This is a genomic window from Imperialibacter sp. (genome assembly GCF_040222385.1).
Lineage (GTDB): Bacteria > Bacteroidota > Bacteroidia > Cytophagales > Cyclobacteriaceae > Imperialibacter.
This window is the reverse complement of the sequence record NZ_JAVKDF010000033.1, coordinates 1-21,234: the sequence shown is the minus strand read 5'-3', so window position 1 is coordinate 21,234 and position 21,234 is coordinate 1. Positions and strand designations below refer to the sequence as shown.

The window sequence follows — 21,234 nt, the reverse complement described above, 5'->3', positions numbered from 1 at the left end:
AGGCAGCATTTTCTCAATCCATTCTTCTACACAAATTTAGCTACATCATGAAAAAGCTGACGATTTTTACAATCACCATTTGGCTAACAGGGTCGATTGCTTTGGCCCAAAACAGCAGAGACACATATCAGGCATACTTAAGCTCACTAACCACGCTGTGGGAAACAAGCGTTAGCAGGCAACAAACAGCTTACAATCAATCGAAAAGTCCCCAAGACCTATTTATGCTGGCCCTTACGCAGTACGGCCTTCTCAACAATACCATGGCTGACTCCGACGAGACCCTATTCGATAAGTACATTGATGCCGCTGACAAAAATCTCGACAAGCTCATTGAACTAAACTACAAGTCAGCCGAAGCGAAAGCCATTCAATCGGCTGTTACCGGCCTAAAAATTGCCTACTCAAGCTGGAAAGGGATGTTCCTGGGGGCTAAGAGCGCCAATTTGATTGATGAAGCTATGGACGAAGCGCCTGGCTCTCCTGTTGTGCGGAAGCTTCATGCCAGTTATTTGTATTTCACTCCGGAGATGTTTGGAGGCGACAAGGCCCTGGCCACCTCGGAATTCACGAAGGCGGTGGAGTTGTTTGAAAAGGGAGACGTGTCAAACAACTGGCTGTACCTCGATGCCCTTGCCTGGTTAGGAATAGCATTAAATAATCAGGGAGAAAAACAACAAGCCAGAGAGGTCTACCAAAAGGCATTGGCCATTGCTCCCGACTTCAACTGGGTAAAATTCGAATTGCTTCCCAATGCGAAGTAACGTGTCGTCACCATCAATTTTTGTGACCATTGTCCTGGGAGCTTGGCTTTCTGGCCCAGTCGTGGCACAGCCGTCTTCTGCTTCCGGCAAAGTGATTGATGCACGTGACGGCACGCCGCTCATTGGAGTTCACATCATTAGCTTTAGCAATTGGCGAACTGGCACCACTACCAACGCCGAAGGTATCTTCACTATTGACATGGGGCAATTTGGATCAGCCGATACGCTCATTGTACAGTATGTGGGCTATGGCGAGAAGCTCGTGACCTTAAGCCAGCTTCAGAAAAACGCTACGGTTAAGCTGGAGCCGAAAACCCAAAGCATGGAGCAGGTCACCATAAATGCGGAGCGAATCATCGCCGAAGAATTTGTAGTAAAAAAGATATCAAAGCTGGATATCTACAAAAACCCGAGTGCCAAGGCCGACCCACTGCTGGCTGTGAATGCGATGCCATCAAGCACAACAGTGGACGAAACGGCATCTGTCAGCTTTCGGGGAAGCAGCCCGGCAGAAACAGGTGTTTTCTTTAACCATGTGCCAACCTACGATGCGGTGCGGTTTGCACAACTCACCGGCATTGGAACTTTCAGCTTCTTCAACACTGAAATGATTGGCTCACTTTACGTTTTTCCTGGCAATCCACCCCTCGAATACGGCAATACCTCATCGGGCCTGATAGCCATTGAGACCTCCAATACCATTGTGGAAAAAAACCGGACAAGCCTCTCACTTTCTCTCGCCAACCTGGGCGTCAACCATCAGCAACGCATCAACGACAAACAGAGCATTATGGTGTATGGTAACTACCAGCCTTCAGGCCCGCTTCGTGCCCTTAACCGAGTGTCGCTCGAAAGGATCAAACGCTTCGAAACCCGTGAAACAGGTGTCCACTATATCAATCAGCTTGCTCCGGGGCTGTCGCTAAAATCGTTTCACTATGTACTCAGCGAACGCTATACCTTCGACTTCAGGGCGCCCACTTTTAGCGGAGACTTCCTCCAGAAAAAAAAACGCACCTTTCACGTGGTGAATCTCATGAAACGTACAAAAAAAGGAGCGATTGGAATTAACGGCGGTTTCAACGCAAGCCAAACCGAACTTGGCTACAGCCGCTTTACATACAGAATCGGCAACACCGACAGCTATGGGTCGGTCACCTATACTGTAGCGAAAAAAAGAGCGGGATGGAAGGCCGGTGTGGCTTATGACGACCGACTACAGAAGTTTTCCGGGCTGGTTCCGGAGTTTCAATACGCTGTTGGGGAAACTGCCCCTGCAATGAACGTCGCATCGGTTACCGGACGAAAAATTTTGGATGCCTTTGCCAGCTACAAATACACGCCTTCGAAGCTGCTTGCTTTTGGATGGGCACTGCGAAAAAACATCCCATTGGCAGGGCAGTCTCACACGCTTTCTCATCAGTCGTCGGTAAGCATTCAGGTTAACAAGAAAAACAGATTCACCGTTGGCAGCGGCACGTTTCATCAGCTTGCATTACTTCAGGGCGAAGGCGTTTCCAAAATCAAATCGCAACAGGTGGCTGTTGATCATTCGCTCTCAGCAGGCAGGCTTTCAGCAGCCAATGCGGTGTTTTTCAAAAAAATTGAAAAAAATGAAACTGCCGCCAGGGTGCTGGGGATAGAATCGTATTGGTCCTATAAACTGGCTGAAAAATGGCTGGCCGATATTTCTTACACAGGTATTGAAGCCACCGAAAAAGAAAACGGAAACACAAAAAAGGCGATATATGATCTCGATTTTTTTATCAGAGGTGGCGCCCAATGGAGCAACCGTGGGTGGACGGTGGGCTGTAGGTATATTTTCAGACAAGGCACCTGGTTTTATCCTGTAGTGGGCTCCACTTACAACAACCGGTTCGACGTATTTGAACCGCTCACATCACCCTTGCAAAGCCGCCAACCGGCCTACAACCTTATTGACCTGAGCTTTTCAAAACTGCTGCCACTGCCGAAGGACGATGGACTGGTATTGTTTGCATCGGTGAGCAATATGGCCGACTTCAAGAACGTGCGAGACCGGGCCTACAGCGCCGACTATTCTTCCTTCGAAAATGAGCTTTTCAACCGCCGGACTATCTACGCCGGGCTGATGTGGGTTATTCAATAGTATTATTTAGTAGCCTGTTCTATGTTCAGTTGCCGGTTTGCATGAAATGACCAGTTTCAAAACGGCATCAATCATTTTGCTCAGTACCATTTAAACACCTTCATGCCTATCGACATGCACACAAGCCCAAGCCCGGCAAGCACGCCCACAGGCAACACAATCTGGCTCCAACCTGCGCCTTCAATAAAGATAGCCCTGGCCGTATCTGCAAAAATGGTGAGTGGAAATAGCCTGATAATGCTGACCGCCCAGTCCGGAAAGCCATGGTAGCTGAAGAATACACCGGAAAGGATCGTCATTGGCATGACCACAGCGTTGAGGATGCCATTGCCAACATACGTATTATCCGTTCTTGAGGCAGTTAGCACGGCTATACCGGCAAAAGCTAAAGTGCCAGAGAGAAATAGCACCACCAGGGCGAGAAAGCTGCCTTCGATGCGGATGTCGAAAAACAGCCACGAAAAAACAACCAGTATCGATGCTTCAATAGCGCTCATGACAGTTCGTGAAATCAGAAGGGCGGTCATGAAGTGGGCTTTTCGCATGGGGGTGGCCACCATGCGCCTCAGCAGCATCTTCGACCTTTTCTCAATCAGGCCATAGCTGATGCCCCACATGCACGACATCATCACTCCCATGGCCATGAGACCCGGCACCAGAAAATCGATGTATCTACTGCCGATCTCCTTCAGTGGCACCACATCTTCGCCGTTTGACAGTGTTTGGTTTCCGTTCAGTGCGGCAGTCAGGTTGATGTAAGCCAGCTGTGCTTCGGGGTTCAGCGGGTCAAAATGGTACTTGTACTTCTCCCCTTCCTTTTTCACGATCAGATCGACCGTTCCCCTTTTCAGCAATACCAGTCCTTCATCAAAACCTACATTCAGGAACTCATAATTGGTAAAACCGGTGGTTTCATTTCCCACTTTCTTGCTCCAGCTTTTTTCCTCAGTTTGCTCATTCCCCACAAAAGCGATCTTTTGATTCAGTTCGCCTTTCTGCGTAAATGCAAGTCCCAACCCGCCTGCCATCAGCACCGGAAAAAAGACGGCCCAAAAAACAGCACCGGGCTGACGAAGAAATTCCCGAAAATTGGTGAGTATCAGAAGTACGATAGGATGTTTCATTGGTTTATTGGTTGATGTGGCGACCCGTCATAGAAGTGAACAAATCGTCGAGCGTCATCTTGCGGCACTCCAGCGAATCGATCCGGATCTTCTCCTTCTGGACATAGAGAAGAAAGTCTGGCAAGAACTTCACAATGTCGGTAACCAAAAGCTCTCCGCTCAATGTATCCTTATCGAATGTGTAGTTTAAAATGGCTTGTTGCCCGGGCAAAACATCTCTCTCCATTGGTCTGTCAACAGTAAAGTCGATGATCTCGCCCTTCACGTGTTTTGAAAGTAGCTGCTTCAACGTGCCCTCGGCCAAAATACTCCCCTGGTCCATGATCACAATTCGGTCGCACAAATAGGCGGCCTCTTCCATGTAGTGGGTAGTCAGTATCAGCGTGGTGCCTTTTCTTTTTCTGAGATCAAGCAGAATGTCCCACAGCTCTCTCCTCGCATTGGGGTCGAGCCCGGTGGTAGGCTCATCCAGAAGCAAAATCTCTGGTTCATTTAATAGCGAGATGCCCAAAGCCATGCGCTGCCTTTGTCCGCCCGAAAGTTTGTCAGTAAATGCTTTCTGCTTTTCCGTAAGGTTCACCAGTTCCAGCACCTCCTCTACTCTTTCGTTGCCCAGCCCATAAAAGCTGGCAAATAGCTCAAGCGTCTCTCTCACCCGCAGTTTTTCGATAAAGCGGGTTTCTTGTAGAGACAATCCTATGATCTGATGTAATTCCTTGGGATGTTCAGCCCAGGTCATCCCTTTTAGCTTGATATCTCCGGCATCGGGCTTTTGAATGCCTTCGATCATCTCAACCAGGGTGGTTTTACCAGCACCATTCGGGCCAAGCAACGCCACAAACTCTCCCTTGTAGATGTTGAGGTCAATGCCGTTCACGGCCTTCACATCTTTAAAATGCTTGGTCACCTGCCTGGCCGCAATCTGTACGTCCTTCATGCTTTTTGATTTTCCCAACAAGTTAAATGGAAAAGTGTTTTTATTAATAGCGAAGATCTTTCAAAATAGAGGCTATCTCCCTCTCCGGCAAGGAAATATCTGTTTCGCTGTCCTTTTGTGCCAGAAAATCTGTACATTACATAACATGGCGTCCGCCGCCATCGACTGGAATAGCTGACTTCTCCTAACTAATTGTGTTGGGCTAATTTTTTGGGATAGTCGCATATTATTAATGTATTTTTCTGTAAACTACATTTTTACTTCATGAAAATTTCCGTACTACAGAAATATAATGGTATCTGCTAATAAAAAAATACCCAAAGAAAAGCATTCCCATATCTTAAATTCCTCTCAGGAAATGATCCTCGGTATCGATCTGGCAGGAAAGATAACCTACTGCAACCCGGCTGCCTGGGAAGCTTATGGCTACACGAAAGCAGAGCTGATCGGAAAAAATTATATGTCCTTATTTCCACGAGAACGGGAGATAGAATTTGACACTATTAGAAGCAGCGTTCTTTTTCTGGAAAAAGTCAGTCCATTTGAGTCGGTTAGGCTTGGCAAAAATGGCAAGTTGCTAAAGGTGGCCTCGCTGGTGTCGCCTATCAAAGACGACAAAGGGAAAATCATTGGCATCTCCAGCATGGAACGGGAAATACGAGAGTTTAGCATGGCCGAGAGCAAGAGCCAGGCGCTGCTGGAAACCGCACCCGACGCAATGGTGATTGTCAACAATTTCGGCCAGATCATTCTCGTTAATGCACAAACTGAATACCTTTTTAAATACACCCGCAATGAATTGCTGGGTAAAGAAATAGAGACCCTGATTCCTTCACGTTTTATCAAAAAACACAAACCACACAGAGACGGCTTTTTCAATGCTCCGAAGACCCGCAGCATGGGCCACGGTTTTGACCTCTATGGAAGGAAAAAGAATGGAGATGAATTTCCGGTTGAGATAAGCCTTAGCCCTCTAAAAACAGAGGAGGGGCTGTTTGTATCGGCGGCTATCAGAGACACCACGGAAAGCAAGAAAGCAGAGAAGCGGTTCAGGGATTTGCTGGAATCGGCACCGGATGCTATGATTATTGTGGACAATGGCGGAGTCATCAAAGTCGCCAACCTGCAAACCGACAAACTTTTTGGCTACAAAAGGCAGGAATTGATTGGACGACGGATTGAAATACTCATGCCTGATCGTTTTCAGAAAGGCCACCCTGGCTTGATGCAACACTATTTCAGCAACCCCAAGACCCGCGAAATGGGATCAGGTCTGGAGCTGTTCGGTATCACAAAAAGGGGCAAGGAATTTCCGATTGAAATAAGCCTCAGCCCGTTGGAAACCCAGGAAGGCTTGCTCGTTTCGGCTGCTATAAGAGACATTTCCGACAAGAAAAGGATGGAAAAAAAATTAAAAGAAGCCAATTTCGATCTGGAAGCCAAGGTAAAACAGAGAACGAGTCAGCTGGAGCGACAAAATAAAGAGCTCGAACAATTTGCCTACATCGCTTCGCATGACTTACAGGAGCCTCTGAGAACCATTTCCAGTATGACGGACCTTCTTGCGAGGGAATACACAGGGAAGCTGGATGCCCAGGCAGATCAATACCTAAAATACACCACCGACGCCTCGCAGAGAATGTCTGACCTGATCAAAGGGCTCCTGATCTACTCCAGAATCGGCAGAATCAAATCAAAAAAAATAGTGGACTGCCATCAACTGGTGGGTGATATTATTCAGGATCTGAATGCAATGATCAAAGAAAGCGGAGCCAGGATAACCACAGACAAACTTCCCAAACTGAAAGGGAGCGAGCAGGAACTCAAGGTGCTGTTCCAGAACATGATAAGCAATGCATTGAAATTCAGGGTGCGACAAAGAACCCCCGAGGTGACTATTGTCGTTAAAGAAAAGAAGGATGAATATGAATTTAGCGTAACCGACAATGGAATAGGTATTGACCCCAAATACTTTAAAAAGATCTTTATCATATTTCAGCGACTACACACGCAAAGTGAATTCAAGGGGTCGGGAATAGGACTGTCGCACTGTAAGAAAATCGTTGAATTACATGGCGGCAGAATATGGATTACATCGACAGAAGGATTAGGCAGTACTTTCCATTTTACGCTGCGAAAACATAAAACAACCCTATCATGAAAAAGAAATTAAACTGTATACTCCTGGTCGACGATGACGAGCCTACCAACTTTATCAATACTATTATTCTTCGCAATGCGGACATTAGCAATCAGGTGATGGCCTTTCAATGGGGTGAGGAAGCGCTTCGATACCTTACCCACAAAAATGGCTACATTCCTCAATCTGAGGAATACCCAACGCCGGATCTCATTCTTCTTGATATCAATATGCCCAAGATGAATGGTTGGGAATTTCTGGAGGAATACAAAAAACTTCCTCATGAACTGATAAATAGAATAAAACTTATCATGCTCACCACTTCCATCAACCCCGACGATGAACAAAAGGCCCGTTCAATTAAAGAAGTAAAAGATTTCTTTACCAAACCACTTACACCCGACGGTGTTGTAGATATCGTGCAAAGGCATTTTTTTGAATAAGATTAGCCGGCACCATTCGGGCCAAGCAAGGCCACAAACTCGCCTTTGTAAATAGTGAGACCGATGCCGTTGGCAGCTTTCACTTCTTTGAAGTGCTTAACAACTCCGGAAACTTCAATTTGAACTTCCTTCATCACACGAAAAAATAAATAAGAATTGCAGCATGCAATTTATGAAGGCTTTCTGAAGGCCGGATCAAAAAAGATGTCGCTCGTTCCCCAACTTGCTCAAATAACTAATGGCTTCCAAAAATAAAGTATTCATACTCGGCGGATGACTTATTTTCAAACGTATTGGAGACAAAGCCAGTATAACTTAGTCCGTCCAAACGTTGGATGCAATTGAGCTCATAGATGGAAAAATCGTCAATCTTCATTCCAGATTCTTTCTCGTAAACAATATTGGCAACAGCTGGTATTCTAACGTTAGCTGCTGCATCGCCGTAAACAGTCCACGACATGCCAGTCTGTCCGTCGGCCGAAGAGTATAGCCACTGAGCACTTTTATAGGTGTAATCGAAAGAGGCGTCGAAACTGAATCCGTTAGTCGTCCTGTCAACTATAGAAAGGGTAAATGACGGAAATTCTACGTTGAGCGCAGGTTCCCCAAGTTTATAGTAGGTGATAAAGGAAGGGCCGTAAAATTCATTGAACTTGGTAGAGTAGGAATCATACCCTTGTATGTAGCCCAGCGACGTTTCGGCACCGTACAAAAACGAATTATAGGAATTACTAAGGAGATAACTTCTCCTGTCATCATAGTACCCTATCGTCATGCCTTCCTCGTGAAACTCAGCAGGAATCTTTATTATTTGATCATACTCCTGAAAAGAGGCAAAATCAACCACAACGTTCTCATTCGGTAAGATTGCCTCCACCTTAAAATAAACTCTGTGGCCACCTCTAAACCCTGTCATCAGTAGCTCTTGCGTATCGTCATAGATGTTAACTGTGGCCAAAAGACCTGCATCAGTAACGGAACGATCACTCAGCGCAAAGGGGCTGGTACCATTGCTGAAAATGATGGACTCATCGGGAGGCATCGATTCATGGTAGTTAACTATTTCAATTGTAGCAGTTCCAATAACCTCTGGTGCTTCGGATCGGGACTGAGCTTTCAACGTCCAGGTTTTTCCTGATAAAACTCCAAGATAGGTAACAGCTAAAGCGACTCCTGATCCACTTGAATGGGGTATAAAAACCGTTACATCAATCGCTTCAAGGGCCACGGGCCCCTTCAATTCAAACACCTCACCTTTTTTGCATTTGTGGCTATCCAACACCTTTCCTAAAGGTTCTGAAATATACACCCACTGCTCCTGCCCTTCATTTATGGCATTTTCCTCTACTATTATAGTAAGCAACGAAAAGCCATCAGACTCTTTTTCACAGGAAAAACATAAAATACCAAGAGCAGAAAGAATACAAAGTGATAACTTCCTTTTCATATAGCTGAATTACGGCAAACTTCAAGTTAATAAAATATCCGATTTCAGGAAACACTCTCCCTTCAGGAACAGGAAAAACCCACACCCACCTGCAACCTTTCACCTTCAACGAGGTACTCTAGGCAAAAGAACCCCAAGGCTATGTTCAAAAACTACTTCCTCGTGGCGCTCCGAACCATCAAGCGCAACAAAATCTATAGCACCATCAATATTTTCGGACTCTCGTTGGGCATCGCCTCCAGCATCCTTATTCTGATGTGGGTCAACGACGAGTTGAGTTACAACAGTTCACACGAGAATCTGTCCTCCATTTTCAGGGTGATGGAAAACCAACACTATTCGGATAGAATTGGCACCACATCTTCCACGCCGGGGCCGCTGTCTCCCTATCTCAAAGCGACCTACCCGGAAGTGAAATATGCCTCCAGGCTCACCTGGCCGACCGAAAACCTTTTCAATGTCGAGGAAGCTTCCTACTACGAGTCGGGCCGCTATGTAGATGCCGACTTCATGGAGATGTTTACTTTCAAATTCATTGAGGGATCTGCTTCAACAGCCTTTAATGATAAAAATGCCGTGGTGCTGACCGAAACCATGGCGAAAAAATACTTCGGCAATGCGCCTGCCATGGATCAGGTGTTTCGCATGAACAACAAGGAAAGCATGAAAGTGACGGGCGTGGTAGAAGACTGGCCAAAAAACAGTGACTTTGGTGGGTTTGCTTACCTGCTTAACTTTGACAAGTTCATGGACGAAAACAAGCAATGGCTTGACCAATGGGGCAACAACAATGTTTCCACATTTGTGCAGCTCCAAAGCGGGCAGGACTGGGAAGCTTATTCCGCCAAAATAAACAGGCTACTTGATGAAAAAAATGACGAAAACAACATCGAGCTTTTCCTTTACCCAGCGACCAAAATGCACTTGTATGGCAGCTTTGAAAACGGTGTGCAGGATGGCGGCCGCATCCGGTACGTGAAGATATTCGCCATCATCGCTATTTTTCTCTTGCTCATCGCCTGCATCAACTTTATGAACCTGTCTACTGCCCTGGCGGTAAAGCGAAGCAAGGAAGTGGCATTGCGAAAGGTAGTCGGTGCCTTCAGAAAACACCTGGTTTACCAATTCCTAACCGAGTCTATTGTGTTTTCGGCGTTGGGCGGTCTGGCAGCGGCAGTGCTTGTCATTGTGCTTATGCCGCTCTTCAATGAGATCTCAGACAAAAGCCTTGTTTTTGAATTCAACACAGCCACCGTTTTGCTTTTTGCCGGCACCATCCTTTTCACAGGTTTTGTAGGCGGCAGCTACCCAGCATTTTACATCGCCCGCTTCGAACCGGCCAAAGTGTTGAAAGGCCAGCTGAAGAGTGGCAAGGCCGCTGTGAGATTCAGAAAAGTGCTGGTCACAACGCAGTTCGTTCTCTCCATCATCATGATCTTCTGCACGGTTGTAGTGTACCAACAGCTTTGGTATGTCCAAAACCAGGACACCGGCTTCAACAAGGAAGGGATCATTTACATGGAAATGCAGGAAAACATGGCTGAAAAGTATGACCTGATACAAGATCAGCTTCTAAAAGACCCCTCCATTCTGTCGGTTAGTGAAAGCAGCTTCTCGCCCCTTTCTATTGGCAACTCCACCTGGGGGCTCGACTGGCCAGGCAAAGATCCGCAGGAGCGTATTCTGTTCAGCAACTTTGCCATCGACGGCTCTTACATTGAAACCATGGGGCTGACCCTTGTCGGCGGTCGCACTTTTGACAAAACCATGGCCACCGATACAGCCAACATCATTATCAATGAATCGGCGGCACGCAAAATGGGTTTCGAGCCCTTGGAAGCTGTAGATCAACCCATCACCGTTTGGGGAGAAAGAAAAGGGCATATTATTGGAGTAGTGAAGGACTACAACTACAGCTCGTCTCACTCCGTCATCCGGCCTATGTTCATGATGTTTGAAAAAGACTGGTGCAGCTATATCATCGTGCGGGCCAAGCCACAGCAGTATACGGCTGCCATCGATGCCCTGAACAGCGTTTACACTACCTACGCCCCTGCCTACCCGTTCGAATACCGCTTCCTCGATGTTGACTGGGAGGAATTCTACGAAAATGAAGAGAGAACAGGCCAGCTTTTCCAGGGGTTTGCCTGGCTGTCGATATTCATTTCTTGTCTGGGGCTTTTTGGTTTGGCAGCTTTTGCCATTCAGCAGCGGACTAAAGAGATTGGGGTACGAAAAGTGCTGGGTGCTTCCACATCGTCTATCATCACGCTCACGGTGAAAGATTTTGCTCTGCTGGTCATCATAGCGGCGGTCATCGGCTCTCCCCTTGCCTGGTACCTGATGGATCAGTGGCTGACCGACTTTGCCTTTCATGTCGACATCAGTGTGCTGGTACCGCTGGCGGCTATGCTGCTTGCCCTGGTTATCGCTATCGTAACGGTCGGCTTCCACTCCATCAGGGCTGCAAGGACTAATCCGGTGGATGCACTGAGGTATGAGTAGTTAAAGAGGTTACTATCTGCGGTACCGCAGATAGTAACCTCTTTAATTCAGCGCAAGAAGCTCTGTAATTCTTTCTACTTCTTATAATACTTCATCGCCTCGGGTATTTGTGCTTTCAGATCGGCAATGCGGGTGGCATGAGAAGGGTGGGTAGACAAAAACTCCGGAGGCGCTCCACCACCACTGTTGGCAGACATTCTTTCCCAGAAAGCTGGTGCCTCATTGGGGTTGTACCCAGCCATGGCCATAAAGATCAGGCCCATTTTGTCAGCCTCAGACTCCTGCAGTCGGGAAAACGGAAGGATGGCACCAACATTAGAGAGAGCACCATACGAAGTCATTAACAGCTGTTGGGTGGCTGCAGGTTTCTCCTGTAACGCATAGGAAAGTGCTACGCCACCAAACTGCTGGATAAGCCCCTGCGTCATCCGCTCATTGCCATGGCGGGCAATGGCGTGAGCTATTTCATGCCCCATTACCACGGCTACACCCTCATCTGTTTTGCATATTGGCATAATGGCCGTGTAGAAAGCCACTTTCCCGCCAGGCATACACCAGGCATTGACGGTTTCGTCATCCTGAATCAGGTTAAACTCCCACTTATAACCCTTCAGTTGGTCGCTGAGACCATTGGTGGCCATGTACGACTCAACAGCCTTCTGAATTTTCTGGCCAACCGATTTGACTTGGTTCACCTGGGCCTTGTTGGTGGACAGTTTGGACTCCTTGAGTACCTGATCATACTGTGTGAAACTCATGGAATTGAGCTCCGAATCGGGCAAGGGGGCGAACTGCTTTCTTCCGGTAATGGCTACCGTTGAGCAGCTATAGATAAGCACTGTAACAGCAATGCCTAAAAACGATACTATCCTCTTCATATATTCTCGGTTTTGATATAAGATTTAACAAGCATCTTGCCAAAGCAAGTTTGCCAGTCCTTCAGTCGCTGGAAATTCAATCGTTGGTGAAAACCCAAGACAACTGTGGAATTTTCCAGCACCGTGGCAAACAAAAATAATGGTATTGAAGCTATTTCTTTGCACGTTGGGCGGGCTATCATGCCACGCCTTGTGCGTGTTAGGTGAGTTACTTTTAGCTTTAACGGAATATGTTTGAAAACGAATGGAATTTCTGAAAATTATGATCCTTTGTTCAAATAATAATGACGCAGATCAAAGATAGGTTGCGGAATCGCTGACTATCAGATATTTTGGCATCAAACATCACTACTATGAAAATCCTTTGCATCGGCCGCAACTACGTAGAGCACATCAAAGAACTCAATAACGAGACTCCCGATGAGCCGGTTATCTTCACCAAACCTGACACTGCGCTGTTGCTGAACAACAAGCCGTTCTACTTTCCCGATTACACAAAGGAGATCCACCATGAGTTGGAGATTATTATCAGGATTTGTAAGGAAGGGAAAAGTGTTGAGGAGAAATTCGCTTCGACCTACTACGACGCCATTGGCCTTGGTATCGACTTCACGGCACGGGATTTGCAGCAGAAAGCTAAAGCCAAAGGGTTACCATGGGCGCTTGCCAAGGGATTCAATGGATCTGCTCCGATTTCCAAATTTGTTCCGAAGGAGAAGTTTGCGGACATGAAGAACATTAATTTCAAACTGGAACTCAATGGTCAACCTGTTCAGGTCGGGAACACCGGCCTTATGATCAACACTATAGAAGCCATTATAGCCTACATCTCAAAATTCATTACACTTAAAAAAGGAGATATTATTTTCACAGGAACACCGAAAGGAGTTGGGCCTGTTAAAATAGGAGATCACCTGAAAGGATACCTGGAAAGTGACGCACTACTCGATTTTGAAATTAAATAAACTAGCACTTCTATTTTTACTAACAGCAAACACAGCCATAGCCCAATATGGATATGACTCTGCCTACCTGATGTTTCCCATCCGGCCGGGAGAGCGCAACTACCTGGCCGGTACTATGGGTGAAATCAGGGGCACCCATTTTCACGCTGGAATTGACATACGCACCAGTGGCATAGAAGGCTTGCCAGTGTATGCACCTGCCGATGGCTATATCAGCAGGGTAAAAATAAGCACTGGCGGCTATGGCAATGCCCTGTACTTGACGCACCCCAATGGCCTGACCACCGTGTACGGTCACCTGAAGTCGTTCAGTAAGCCGCTGGCCGAATGGGTGCGGGCACAGCAGTATGCCAAAGAAAGCTTTGACGTGGAGCTTTTCCCGGCTCGCAACCAATTCAGCTTCAAGAAAGGAGAAGTGTTTGCCGCCTCGGGCAATACAGGCGGCAGCTCTGGCCCGCACCTGCACTTCGAGGTGAGGGATCAGGAGCAGAAAATCCTTGATCCGATGCGTTTCCATTTCAAAGAGTTGATTGATGAAGCACCGCCGCTGATCCGCAAAGTGGCCTTTACTACCATGGACATCAAGTCGAGAGTAAATGGCCAGTTTGGTAGATTTGAATTTGATGTAACAAAGGAAGGTGAAAGTTTTGTGATGCGTACGCCCATCACTTTTGAAGGAACCATTGGCGTGGAAATATACGCTTACGACCGTTTTGATGGCACATGGAGCAAAAACGGCATCCCGTGCATTGAGGTGATGCTTGACGACAAGAAGATGTTCAGCCAAAGCATTACCAAGCTGAGCTTCGACGAAATGCGCAATGTGGCTGTGCATATGAACTACGGAGAGTATTTGACTAGCGGGCAGAAGTTCACGAAGCTGTGGGTAGACGACGGCAACTGGCTGAAGGTTTATGAAGCCAAGGACTGGCAGGGTATGTTGAAGATCAAAGACTCCAGCAACCACGAGCTTGAAGTAAGGACCTGGGACAGCTATAACAACTACTCGTATTTTAAAACTACCCTCAGCGACAAAGGGAAGCGCAGCAATGCCACCATCAAAAGTCTCAGCAAGCTAAGGCGGGAGGGCTACGAAATAACCGGCAACGTAATGGAATTGATGAACCCCAATGGTGTGGCTCGCCAGAACGTTCTTTTGTATTCAGCGGGGCAGGCGTATGAACTTCCGCCGGTCTACCACGTGGGCGCCAACGACTTCTACCTCTGGGATTTGAGAAATGGCTTACCCGACTCTGTCGATTTGTGTGGCACAATGCAAAAATTTGACTTTAAGGCAACAGTATCGCCTCATCATGAATACAGCTATTTTGACAAGGACTTGGACGTGGCCTTCAACAGGTACAGTCTGTTTGACACGCTGTACCTGGCGGTAAAGGACAAGCAAATAGAAAACGGCCGGGAAGTGTTTGCTGTCGACAATGTGCTGGATCCGCTTCGTCGCTCGGCGAAGGTGACGCTGAAGCCTGTGCAGCTTTACGACAAAGAGAAGTCAGCTGTTTACTCCTACAGCGCCAAAGGCAACCTTGGCTATGTGGGCGGTGCCTGGGACAAAGATGGCATCAGCTTTCTCACCACCTCGCTGGGCACCTGGACCATCGCCACCGACTCCGTGCCCCCTACCATTAAACCGGCGGTGATCAACAAAAGTGAGTGCCGCCTGATCATTCAGGATGACCTTTCTGGCATCAAAAGCTGGAAAGGCACCATTGATGGCGAATGGGTGCTGCTAAATTACGAATACAAGAAAAACCTATTGTGGACAGAAAAGCTGGAGGCAAGCAAACCTTTCGACGGAGAGTTTGTTTTGGTAGTGACCGACAACGCCGGTAATGAAACTGTGTACAAAACAAAACTCTGACAACCAATGGCATTAAAAGCAGGCGACAAAGCACCAGACTTCGAGGTAAGTGACCAAAACGGAAAAACAGTAAAACTGTCCGACTTCCAGGGCAAAAAGGTAGTGCTCTACTTCTACCCGCAGGACAATACACCTACTTGCACCGTGGAGGCCTGCAATCTGCGTGACAACTATAGCGTTCTGAAAGCCAAAGGCTACGAGGTGCTTGGCGTAAGCCCCGACTCCGCCAAGAAGCACACTAACTTCATCAAGAAATTCAGTCTGCCTTTCACGCTGCTGGCCGACACCGACAACAAAATCATTGAAAGCTACGGTCTGTGGGCGGAGAAGACCACCTTTGGCCGAACCTACATGGGCGTCCTAAGAACTACTTTCATCATTGACGAGAAGGGCATCATTGAACGCATCATCGACGACGTGAAGTCGAAGGAGCATGCCGAGCAGATTTTGGGGTAATTTGTCCCTAAAACTTCCTATTTTGCTGGACACCTAAACATCCAGCAAATGAAAATACTGCTCATTATCATTTTCCTACTTTCATCAATAGCTTCGTTTTCCCAATCAGCCAAAAAACCTCTCAAAATCGGGGTGGCCGGCCTCATCCATGGCCACGTAGGCTGGGTGCTTAATAAGGCCAAAGCGGGCGACGTGGAAATCGTGGGCATTGCGGAATCCAATAAGGCATTGGCAGAAAAGCTTTCAAAACAATATGGCTTCTCCATGTCGCTGGTGTACCCTACCCTCGACGAAATGCTGGCCAATACCAAGCCCGAGGCAGTCACTGCCTTCAACGACATTTATGGCCACATGGAGGTGGTGGAGAAGTGCGCTCCCAAGGGAATTCACGTAATGGTAGAAAAGCCGCTGGCTATGAGCTACGACCATGCGAAGCGCATGAAAGCGCTGGCAGACAAACACAAGATTTTTCTGGTGACCAACTACGAAACCACCTGGTACGCCACCACGCAGGAAACCCTCACCAAGGCCGCAGCCGGCGACCTGGGCACGCTTCGCAAAGTGATGGTGAACGACGGCCACCAGGGCCCTAAGGAAATTGGCGTTGGCAAGGAGTTCCTCGACTGGCTCACTGACCCTAAACTCAACGGCGCCGGTGCTCTGATCGACTTTGGCTGCTACGGCGCTAACCTCCTCACCCACCTGATGAGCAACGAACGGCCGTTGTCGGTGACGGCAGTGACCCAAACCAACAAGCCGGATATTTACCCCAAAGTAGACGACGAGGCCACCATACTGGTGAAATACCCCGGCACCCAGGGCGTCATTCAGGCGTCGTGGAACTGGACGTTTAGCCGCAAAGACATGGAGGTGTTTGGTACCAACGCCTATATCAAAACGGTAGATGGCACCCGCATGAGCCTGCGTGCAAAGCAATCAGACCCCGAGCAGTCCATGACACTGGAGCCCATGAAAACACCGTTTAATGATCCGTTCGACTTTCTTACGGCTGTCATCAGGGGTGAGACTAAGCTCAACGACACCGTGCAGGGTCGGCTATCGTCACTGGAAAACAACATGGTGGTGGTAGAAATACTGGACGCTGCTATCCGCTCGGCGAAGGAGGGGAAAACGGTGGTGCTGGAAAGGTAGGGTCACGCAGGAACTGTCTCTTTGGCTTCGTTAAAGTGGGTGTCACGCAAAGCCGCAAAGCTCGCAAAGGCTTGTCTTGTAGAGATTCTTTGCGCCTTAGCGTCTTTGCGTGAAATAAACCACCCGGCGAAGCCGGAGAGACAAAGAAAAGAGCGAGCGAGAACTATTCCCCGCACCTACCTGTTTTGTTCTTTTTTAAACCACAATGAGCCAATCAATCATCCAACCGTCTACCTTCCAGTTTCTCACTGATCTCTCTGCCAACAACAACCGGGACTGGTTTGCCCAGCACAAAGACCGGTATCAGGCATCGCTTGAGAATATGGTGGGCTTTGCCGATGCGCTGCTGGCTGAAATGAACAAGCACGACCTAATTGAGACGCCATCAGGCAAGAAAGCACTATTTCGGATCTACAATGATGTGCGGTTCAGTAAGGATAAGTCGCCTTACAACGCCCGCTTTGCCATGTCGTTCCGGCGGGCGACCAAAGAACGGCGGGGCGGTTACTATTTTAACCTCAAACCGGGCAACTGTTTCCTCGCCTGCGGGTTCTTTAACCCCAATCCTGAAGACCTGAAGCGCATTCGATTCGACATCGATGACAACTACGAGGACTGGCAGAAGATACTGGAATCAAAAACCATAAAAAGCGCTTATGGCGGCATGCAGGGAAATACCGTCGCCACTGCGCCAAGAGGCTACACAGTCGACCACCCTGCCATTGAATTGCTACGACACAAGTCCTTCATTTTCCGGCACACCTTCACCGACCAGGAGGTGTTTTCAAAAGACTTTCCACAGGAAGTGAGCTTGGTTTTCAAAACCATCAGGCCCTGGCTCGATTATATGAGTGAAGTGCTGACTACAGACCGGAATGGGGTACCGCTGCCGTAGCCGATCACTTTTCTAGTTCGTTTCCGCAAACACAGCAGTACTTCGCTTTCCTGATGTGATCAGTATTGCCGCAATGCTGGCACTGCCTGCTGGTATGCCCAGAAGTATTCAGGGCATTGGCGCTCCCCTTGGCAAGCTCCACGGTCACTAGTCCGGTAGGCACTGCAATCAGGCCATAACCAGTTACCATTAGTATGGTGGCTAGAAACTGCCCCAGGGTAGTTTGCGGGGCTATATCGCCATAGCCAACGGTGGAGAGCGTTACAATGGCCCAGTAGATACTTCGGGGAATGCTGGTGAACCCATGCTCTCGCCCTTCGATAATATACATCAACGTACCAACAAAAACACTGACGATAATGACGAAAAAAAGAAAGACGACAATCTTTCTGGAGCTTGATTTCACTGCTTCACCCAGCTTGCTGGCCTCACCCATAAACTGCACCAGCTTCAACACCCGGAATACCCGAAGCAATCTCAGCACCCTGATAATAGCAAGTGCATGACTACCTACGAAAAAGATGCTCAGGTAGGTGGGTAGAATAGAGAGCAAATCGATGATGCCAAAAAAGCTAAATATATATTGAGTCTTCTTTTCCGACGTCCACAGCCGAAGGCCGTATTCAATAGTAAACAGGCCAGTAATGATCCAATCAAGTTGGTAAAAAAATGCAGCCCACTCCCGATTGATCTCACTTACACTCTCCAGCATCAGTATGGTGATGCTGGCCACAATGAGGATAAGGAGCGCTATGTCGAAACCCCTGCCAGCGGGTGTGTCTACCCCGAATATGATCCTGTGGAGTTTTTGTTTGGTTGATTGCATACTAAAGAAGGTAATGCCAGGAACTAGTGATGTGAAACTAGCAACTTTTGAGAAATAAGTTGTTTATTCAACTCTCCTATTAGTGGTTGTAACCTAAGAACTTGTTCCTCTGTCTAACCAATTGTATACATCGTAAAGCTATTCGGAGTTGTCGCAAACTGTGGCATTTCATGGCCTAAGGGTTATCCACTTTAAACAATTTACGCATGCAAAAAATAGTGCCCATTTTCATACTGACATTGTTGACTTCAGTCAGCGTCGCCCAGACATACACGGATAGTCAGGTGAAAGAAGACTTGCAATTTCTTATCGGCAAAACCGAAGAATTTGAACCGGCGCTTTATCTCTACAACCCGGACTTTAAGGAAAAGGCGGATGCCATTGTAAGTTCGGTAGTAAACGACATGTCTGTCCTGGCTTATTTCAGTCTGGTTTCCAAAATCGCATCTCTGGCAAACGAAGGGCACTTTAACCTTGGCGACTGGAACGACGTAGCACACAAAGGATTTGTGGACAACACCTACAAGTACATGCCGCTGTCCGTCAAAATCATTGGTGACCGTATTTTTGTTTGGATCAACAGCGCCAACAGCGAAGAACTCCAGCGAGGAGATGAGATACTGTCAATCAACGGACGGTCTTCTGCCGATATCATCGCAAGCATACTGCCCTGCATCCCCTCCGACGGCCACATAGAGACTTATCAGCTAAAAAACCTAACCATCGGCTTTCCGTGGATGTATTACCTCTATGTAGAGCAGCCCGAAAGCTTTGCTGTCGAGTATAAAAGGCAAGGACAACGCAGCACTGCAACCATCGAGGCATTGACCAGGGAGGGGTGGACGGCCAACTACCAGCAGCGAAAGTCTGCTACGCCAGAAGAAGCGACTGGAGTAAAACAGGTTTATGAGTTTGACATAAAAGGCAATGTGGCAGTTTTGACGCTAAAGGACTTTACCCGATCCCTTGTTGAAAAATATGACCTTGAGGCAGGTAAGCTATACGAGGAAATATTTGAGCAACTAAAGACTTCCCAGGTCTCCAGCCTGATCGTAGACCTCCGGGACAACACAGGCGGCAGAAATGAATTCGCTGACAACCTGATCCCCTTCATCATGAAAGAGCCAAGAAAAGGGCATTTCAAAACCACTGAATCGTGGAAGGGCAAAAAGAAGGACTACTCTTTGCCAAAAATGGATAAGCTGGCCTTCGACGGAGCTATCTATGCGCTGGTCAACGGTCGAACCTACTCTGCCGGAGCGGAAATTGCCAGGTATTTGAAAGAGTACGGAAATGCAACGGTTATTGGAGAGGAAACGGGCACCCGGTACGAGGGGTTTGCAGCGGGCTCCACCCAAAGCATCGTTCTCCCAAATTCAGGCATCAGAATCGGCATTCCGAGATATCATTTGGCCTTCCCGTCGTCTTCCAACCAAAATACCACCAACAGGGGGCTACTGCCAGACCATGAATTACGTTATACAATCGAAGATTTGATGAACGAAAAAGACCTGGAGATGGAGGTAGCGCTTGGCCTCATCAAGTAACAGATAGCAGCGATCAAAATGACTGAGGATTACAACGCCGACATCGCCCACCATTACAATGCCTACCGCCCACCTCTGCATCAGCTGATCCTTGCAAAGTGCCTGAAGCCAGGAGGGGCTTATAGCAATGGGCTAGACATCGGGAGCGGCACCGGGCAGTCGAGCATTGCCTTGGCTGGCTTTTGTGAAAAAGTAACGGGAGTTGAACCCAACCAGGAGATGTTGATGCAGGCTATCGCCTACCCCGGAGTGAGTTATGTACATTATGATGGCAAAAAGTTGCCTTTTACCGATAGCTCGTTCGACATCATCACCTTTGCGGGCTCGTTGTTTTATGCCAGGTCGCAGAGAATGCTCAACGAGGTGGTGAGGGTGTGCCAACCAAAAGCGACGATAATAGCTTACGACTTTGAGTTGCTCTTTCAGCAGCTCCCTTTTGGGTTTCATCTGCCCGTGGAAGCGGTTGACTATGATCACCGGGCCAATTTTTCCGGCCTCGAAATGAATGGTCTGAGGGAAACCAACTCTTTTGTCAGTGACTACCAGCTTACGGTGAGCACTGAGGAGCTTGGGCATTTGCTGTTGTCGGCAAGAAGCTTTTATGAATATTTTGCTGAAAGGTATTCTAGTTCCGAGCCATTTGTTTTGCTTGTGAAAGAGCTGAGCAATCACGCCGACACGCACTCAATTGGTGCCAGGTTATATGCAACGAACTACATAGTCAGCAAAAAGTAAGTTTGGGCTCCAACAGACTACAAAAGTTTGGAAGAACGGAGACAGCTGAGTGTTAAATTAGTCTCGCCTGGGCTCGGATGCCTGTGCCACTGCAAAACTTTTGTAGTCTTCCCTCTCGGACTTCTCTTTATTCCCGGCGGCTGGCTTTTGCCTCCTTCATCAAGATGTGGCTTCACCACCATCCTGGGTTTATTACGCCATTTCAGGGCTCGCATACATCAAAGCCCTGAAAGGACGGTATAGTTTTGAACAGCGCTTTGCTCAATGCTCCCAGAGACTGTTCAGAAAAGTGTGTCATAAGTATAAGTAAAAATAAAATGAGAACTTATGACAGAAATGGAATCAAAGAGACCACCTCGGAGTGAGTTGGAGCAACTTTTCGAGGAAGCATTACAGACACTTAAGTCGGGCAA

General features: G+C 47.7%; 18 protein-coding genes. 12 read left to right on the top strand and 6 right to left on the bottom strand.

All coding sequences use genetic code 11. The features are described 5' to 3' along the window. The first annotated feature begins 47 nt into the window (after positions 1-47). Together RIG68_RS15250 and RIG68_RS15245 are read left to right on the top strand one after the other, a co-directional pair. Entirely contained in the window at positions 48-764 is a 717-nt protein-coding gene (locus RIG68_RS15250; RefSeq protein WP_350123904.1) for a tetratricopeptide repeat protein, read from the top strand. Beyond that, positions 754-2,892, top strand: a complete 2,139-nt coding sequence (locus tag RIG68_RS15245) for a TonB-dependent receptor (RefSeq protein WP_350123901.1) — start codon at positions 754-756, stop codon at positions 2,890-2,892. The genes RIG68_RS15250 and RIG68_RS15245 overlap by 11 nt, the downstream gene beginning before the upstream one ends. Positions 2,893-2,972: 80 nt before the next feature. Here the strand turns inward: RIG68_RS15245 and RIG68_RS15240 are convergent, their stop codons facing one another. Together RIG68_RS15240 and RIG68_RS15235 are read right to left on the bottom strand one after the other, a co-directional pair. Then, on the bottom strand, positions 2,973-4,016 hold the full coding sequence (locus RIG68_RS15240) for an ABC transporter permease (protein ID WP_350123898.1): 1,044 nt from the start codon (positions 4,014-4,016) through the stop codon (positions 2,973-2,975). A gap of 4 nt (positions 4,017-4,020) precedes the next feature. Beyond that, complete coding sequence (locus tag RIG68_RS15235; RefSeq protein ID WP_350123895.1) at positions 4,021-4,953, bottom strand: ABC transporter ATP-binding protein; 933 nt, start codon at positions 4,951-4,953, stop codon at positions 4,021-4,023. A gap of 292 nt (positions 4,954-5,245) precedes the next feature. On the opposite strand from RIG68_RS15235, the gene RIG68_RS15230 reads away from it, so the two are divergent. Together RIG68_RS15230 and RIG68_RS15225 are read left to right on the top strand one after the other, a co-directional pair. After that, positions 5,246-7,114, top strand: a complete 1,869-nt coding sequence (locus RIG68_RS15230; RefSeq protein WP_350123892.1) for a PAS domain S-box protein — start codon at positions 5,246-5,248, stop codon at positions 7,112-7,114. Further along, positions 7,111-7,536: a response regulator gene (locus tag RIG68_RS15225; RefSeq protein WP_152001064.1), complete on the top strand. Its 426-nt coding sequence runs from the start codon at positions 7,111-7,113 to the stop codon at positions 7,534-7,536. The genes RIG68_RS15230 and RIG68_RS15225 overlap by 4 nt, the downstream gene beginning before the upstream one ends. 2 nt (positions 7,537-7,538) lie before the next feature. Here the strand turns inward: RIG68_RS15225 and RIG68_RS15220 are convergent, their stop codons facing one another. Together RIG68_RS15220 and RIG68_RS15215 are read right to left on the bottom strand one after the other, a co-directional pair. After that, the gene (locus tag RIG68_RS15220; protein WP_350123889.1) at positions 7,539-7,670 is read right to left on the bottom strand and encodes a hypothetical protein; all 132 of its coding nucleotides are present in this window, start codon (positions 7,668-7,670) and stop codon (positions 7,539-7,541) included. 101 nt (positions 7,671-7,771) lie between these two features. Further along, the gene (locus RIG68_RS15215; RefSeq protein WP_350123886.1) at positions 7,772-8,983 is read right to left on the bottom strand and encodes a hypothetical protein; all 1,212 of its coding nucleotides are present in this window, start codon (positions 8,981-8,983) and stop codon (positions 7,772-7,774) included. 141 nt (positions 8,984-9,124) lie between these two features. Here RIG68_RS15215 and RIG68_RS15210 point away from each other — a divergent pair, with 141 nt between their 5' ends. Beyond that, positions 9,125-11,488 (top strand): ABC transporter permease, encoded by a 2,364-nt coding sequence (locus RIG68_RS15210; RefSeq protein ID WP_350123883.1) that lies wholly within the window; start codon positions 9,125-9,127, stop codon positions 11,486-11,488. A gap of 74 nt (positions 11,489-11,562) precedes the next feature. Here the strand turns inward: RIG68_RS15210 and RIG68_RS15205 are convergent, their stop codons facing one another. After that, positions 11,563-12,366, bottom strand: a complete 804-nt coding sequence (locus RIG68_RS15205; RefSeq protein ID WP_350123880.1) for a M48 family metallopeptidase — start codon at positions 12,364-12,366, stop codon at positions 11,563-11,565. Positions 12,367-12,719: 353 nt separating this feature from the next. Here RIG68_RS15205 and RIG68_RS15200 point away from each other — a divergent pair, with 353 nt between their 5' ends. The 5 genes from RIG68_RS15200 to RIG68_RS15180 all read left to right on the top strand — a co-directional run bounded on the left by RIG68_RS15200 (position 12,720) and on the right by RIG68_RS15180 (position 17,713). Further along, complete coding sequence (locus RIG68_RS15200) at positions 12,720-13,331, top strand: fumarylacetoacetate hydrolase family protein (protein ID WP_350087889.1); 612 nt, start codon at positions 12,720-12,722, stop codon at positions 13,329-13,331. Beyond that, positions 13,318-15,210: a M23 family metallopeptidase gene (locus RIG68_RS15195; protein WP_350123877.1), complete on the top strand. Its 1,893-nt coding sequence runs from the start codon at positions 13,318-13,320 to the stop codon at positions 15,208-15,210. Before RIG68_RS15200 ends, RIG68_RS15195 begins: the two co-directional genes overlap by 14 nt. A gap of 6 nt (positions 15,211-15,216) precedes the next feature. Continuing rightward, the gene (gene bcp, locus RIG68_RS15190; RefSeq protein WP_350123874.1) at positions 15,217-15,666 is read left to right on the top strand and encodes a thioredoxin-dependent thiol peroxidase; all 450 of its coding nucleotides are present in this window, start codon (positions 15,217-15,219) and stop codon (positions 15,664-15,666) included. A gap of 48 nt (positions 15,667-15,714) precedes the next feature. Continuing rightward, a complete protein-coding gene (locus tag RIG68_RS15185) occupies positions 15,715-16,818 on the top strand; it encodes a Gfo/Idh/MocA family protein (RefSeq protein ID WP_350123871.1) in 1,104 nt (367 codons plus the stop codon). 205 nt (positions 16,819-17,023) lie between these two features. Continuing rightward, positions 17,024-17,713, top strand: coding sequence for a DUF2461 domain-containing protein (locus tag RIG68_RS15180; protein ID WP_350123868.1), 690 nt, complete (start codon positions 17,024-17,026; stop codon positions 17,711-17,713). A 4-nt stretch (positions 17,714-17,717) separates the two neighbouring features. Here RIG68_RS15180 and RIG68_RS15175 read toward each other — a convergent pair whose 3' ends face one another. Then, the gene (locus RIG68_RS15175) at positions 17,718-18,539 is read right to left on the bottom strand and encodes an ion transporter (RefSeq protein WP_350123865.1); all 822 of its coding nucleotides are present in this window, start codon (positions 18,537-18,539) and stop codon (positions 17,718-17,720) included. A gap of 206 nt (positions 18,540-18,745) precedes the next feature. Between RIG68_RS15175 and RIG68_RS15170 the strand changes: the two genes are divergently transcribed. Together RIG68_RS15170 and RIG68_RS15165 are read left to right on the top strand one after the other, a co-directional pair. Then, positions 18,746-20,086 (top strand): S41 family peptidase, encoded by a 1,341-nt coding sequence (locus tag RIG68_RS15170; RefSeq protein WP_350123862.1) that lies wholly within the window; start codon positions 18,746-18,748, stop codon positions 20,084-20,086. Positions 20,087-20,104: 18 nt separating this feature from the next. Next, on the top strand, positions 20,105-20,821 hold the full coding sequence (locus RIG68_RS15165) for a class I SAM-dependent methyltransferase (RefSeq protein WP_350123859.1): 717 nt from the start codon (positions 20,105-20,107) through the stop codon (positions 20,819-20,821). The last annotated feature ends 413 nt before the right edge of the window (positions 20,822-21,234 follow it).

Bases quoted from the DNA above. Each gene is read 5' to 3' on its own strand.
- RIG68_RS15230 (WP_350123892.1), top strand. From the start codon at position 5,246: ATGGTATCTGCTAATAAAAAAATACCCAAAGAAAAGCATTCCCATATC.
- RIG68_RS15220 (WP_350123889.1), bottom strand. From the start codon at position 7,670: ATGAAGGAAGTTCAAATTGAAGTTTCCGGAGTTGTTAAGCACTTCAAA.
- RIG68_RS15180 (WP_350123868.1), top strand. From the start codon at position 17,024: ATGAGCCAATCAATCATCCAACCGTCTACCTTCCAGTTTCTCACTGAT.
- RIG68_RS15205 (WP_350123880.1), bottom strand. From the start codon at position 12,366: ATGAAGAGGATAGTATCGTTTTTAGGCATTGCTGTTACAGTGCTTATC.
- RIG68_RS15240 (WP_350123898.1), bottom strand. From the start codon at position 4,016: ATGAAACATCCTATCGTACTTCTGATACTCACCAATTTTCGGGAATTT.
- RIG68_RS15185 (WP_350123871.1), top strand. From the start codon at position 15,715: ATGAAAATACTGCTCATTATCATTTTCCTACTTTCATCAATAGCTTCG.
- RIG68_RS15225 (WP_152001064.1), top strand. From the start codon at position 7,111: ATGAAAAAGAAATTAAACTGTATACTCCTGGTCGACGATGACGAGCCT.
- bcp (WP_350123874.1), top strand. From the start codon at position 15,217: ATGGCATTAAAAGCAGGCGACAAAGCACCAGACTTCGAGGTAAGTGAC.
- RIG68_RS15165 (WP_350123859.1), top strand. From the start codon at position 20,105: ATGACTGAGGATTACAACGCCGACATCGCCCACCATTACAATGCCTAC.
- RIG68_RS15170 (WP_350123862.1), top strand. From the start codon at position 18,746: ATGCAAAAAATAGTGCCCATTTTCATACTGACATTGTTGACTTCAGTC.
- RIG68_RS15215 (WP_350123886.1), bottom strand. From the start codon at position 8,983: ATGAAAAGGAAGTTATCACTTTGTATTCTTTCTGCTCTTGGTATTTTA.
- RIG68_RS15175 (WP_350123865.1), bottom strand. From the start codon at position 18,539: ATGCAATCAACCAAACAAAAACTCCACAGGATCATATTCGGGGTAGAC.
- RIG68_RS15235 (WP_350123895.1), bottom strand. From the start codon at position 4,953: ATGAAGGACGTACAGATTGCGGCCAGGCAGGTGACCAAGCATTTTAAA.
- RIG68_RS15200 (WP_350087889.1), top strand. From the start codon at position 12,720: ATGAAAATCCTTTGCATCGGCCGCAACTACGTAGAGCACATCAAAGAA.
- RIG68_RS15210 (WP_350123883.1), top strand. From the start codon at position 9,125: ATGTTCAAAAACTACTTCCTCGTGGCGCTCCGAACCATCAAGCGCAAC.
- RIG68_RS15250 (WP_350123904.1), top strand. From the start codon at position 48: ATGAAAAAGCTGACGATTTTTACAATCACCATTTGGCTAACAGGGTCG.
- RIG68_RS15245 (WP_350123901.1), top strand. From the start codon at position 754: ATGCGAAGTAACGTGTCGTCACCATCAATTTTTGTGACCATTGTCCTG.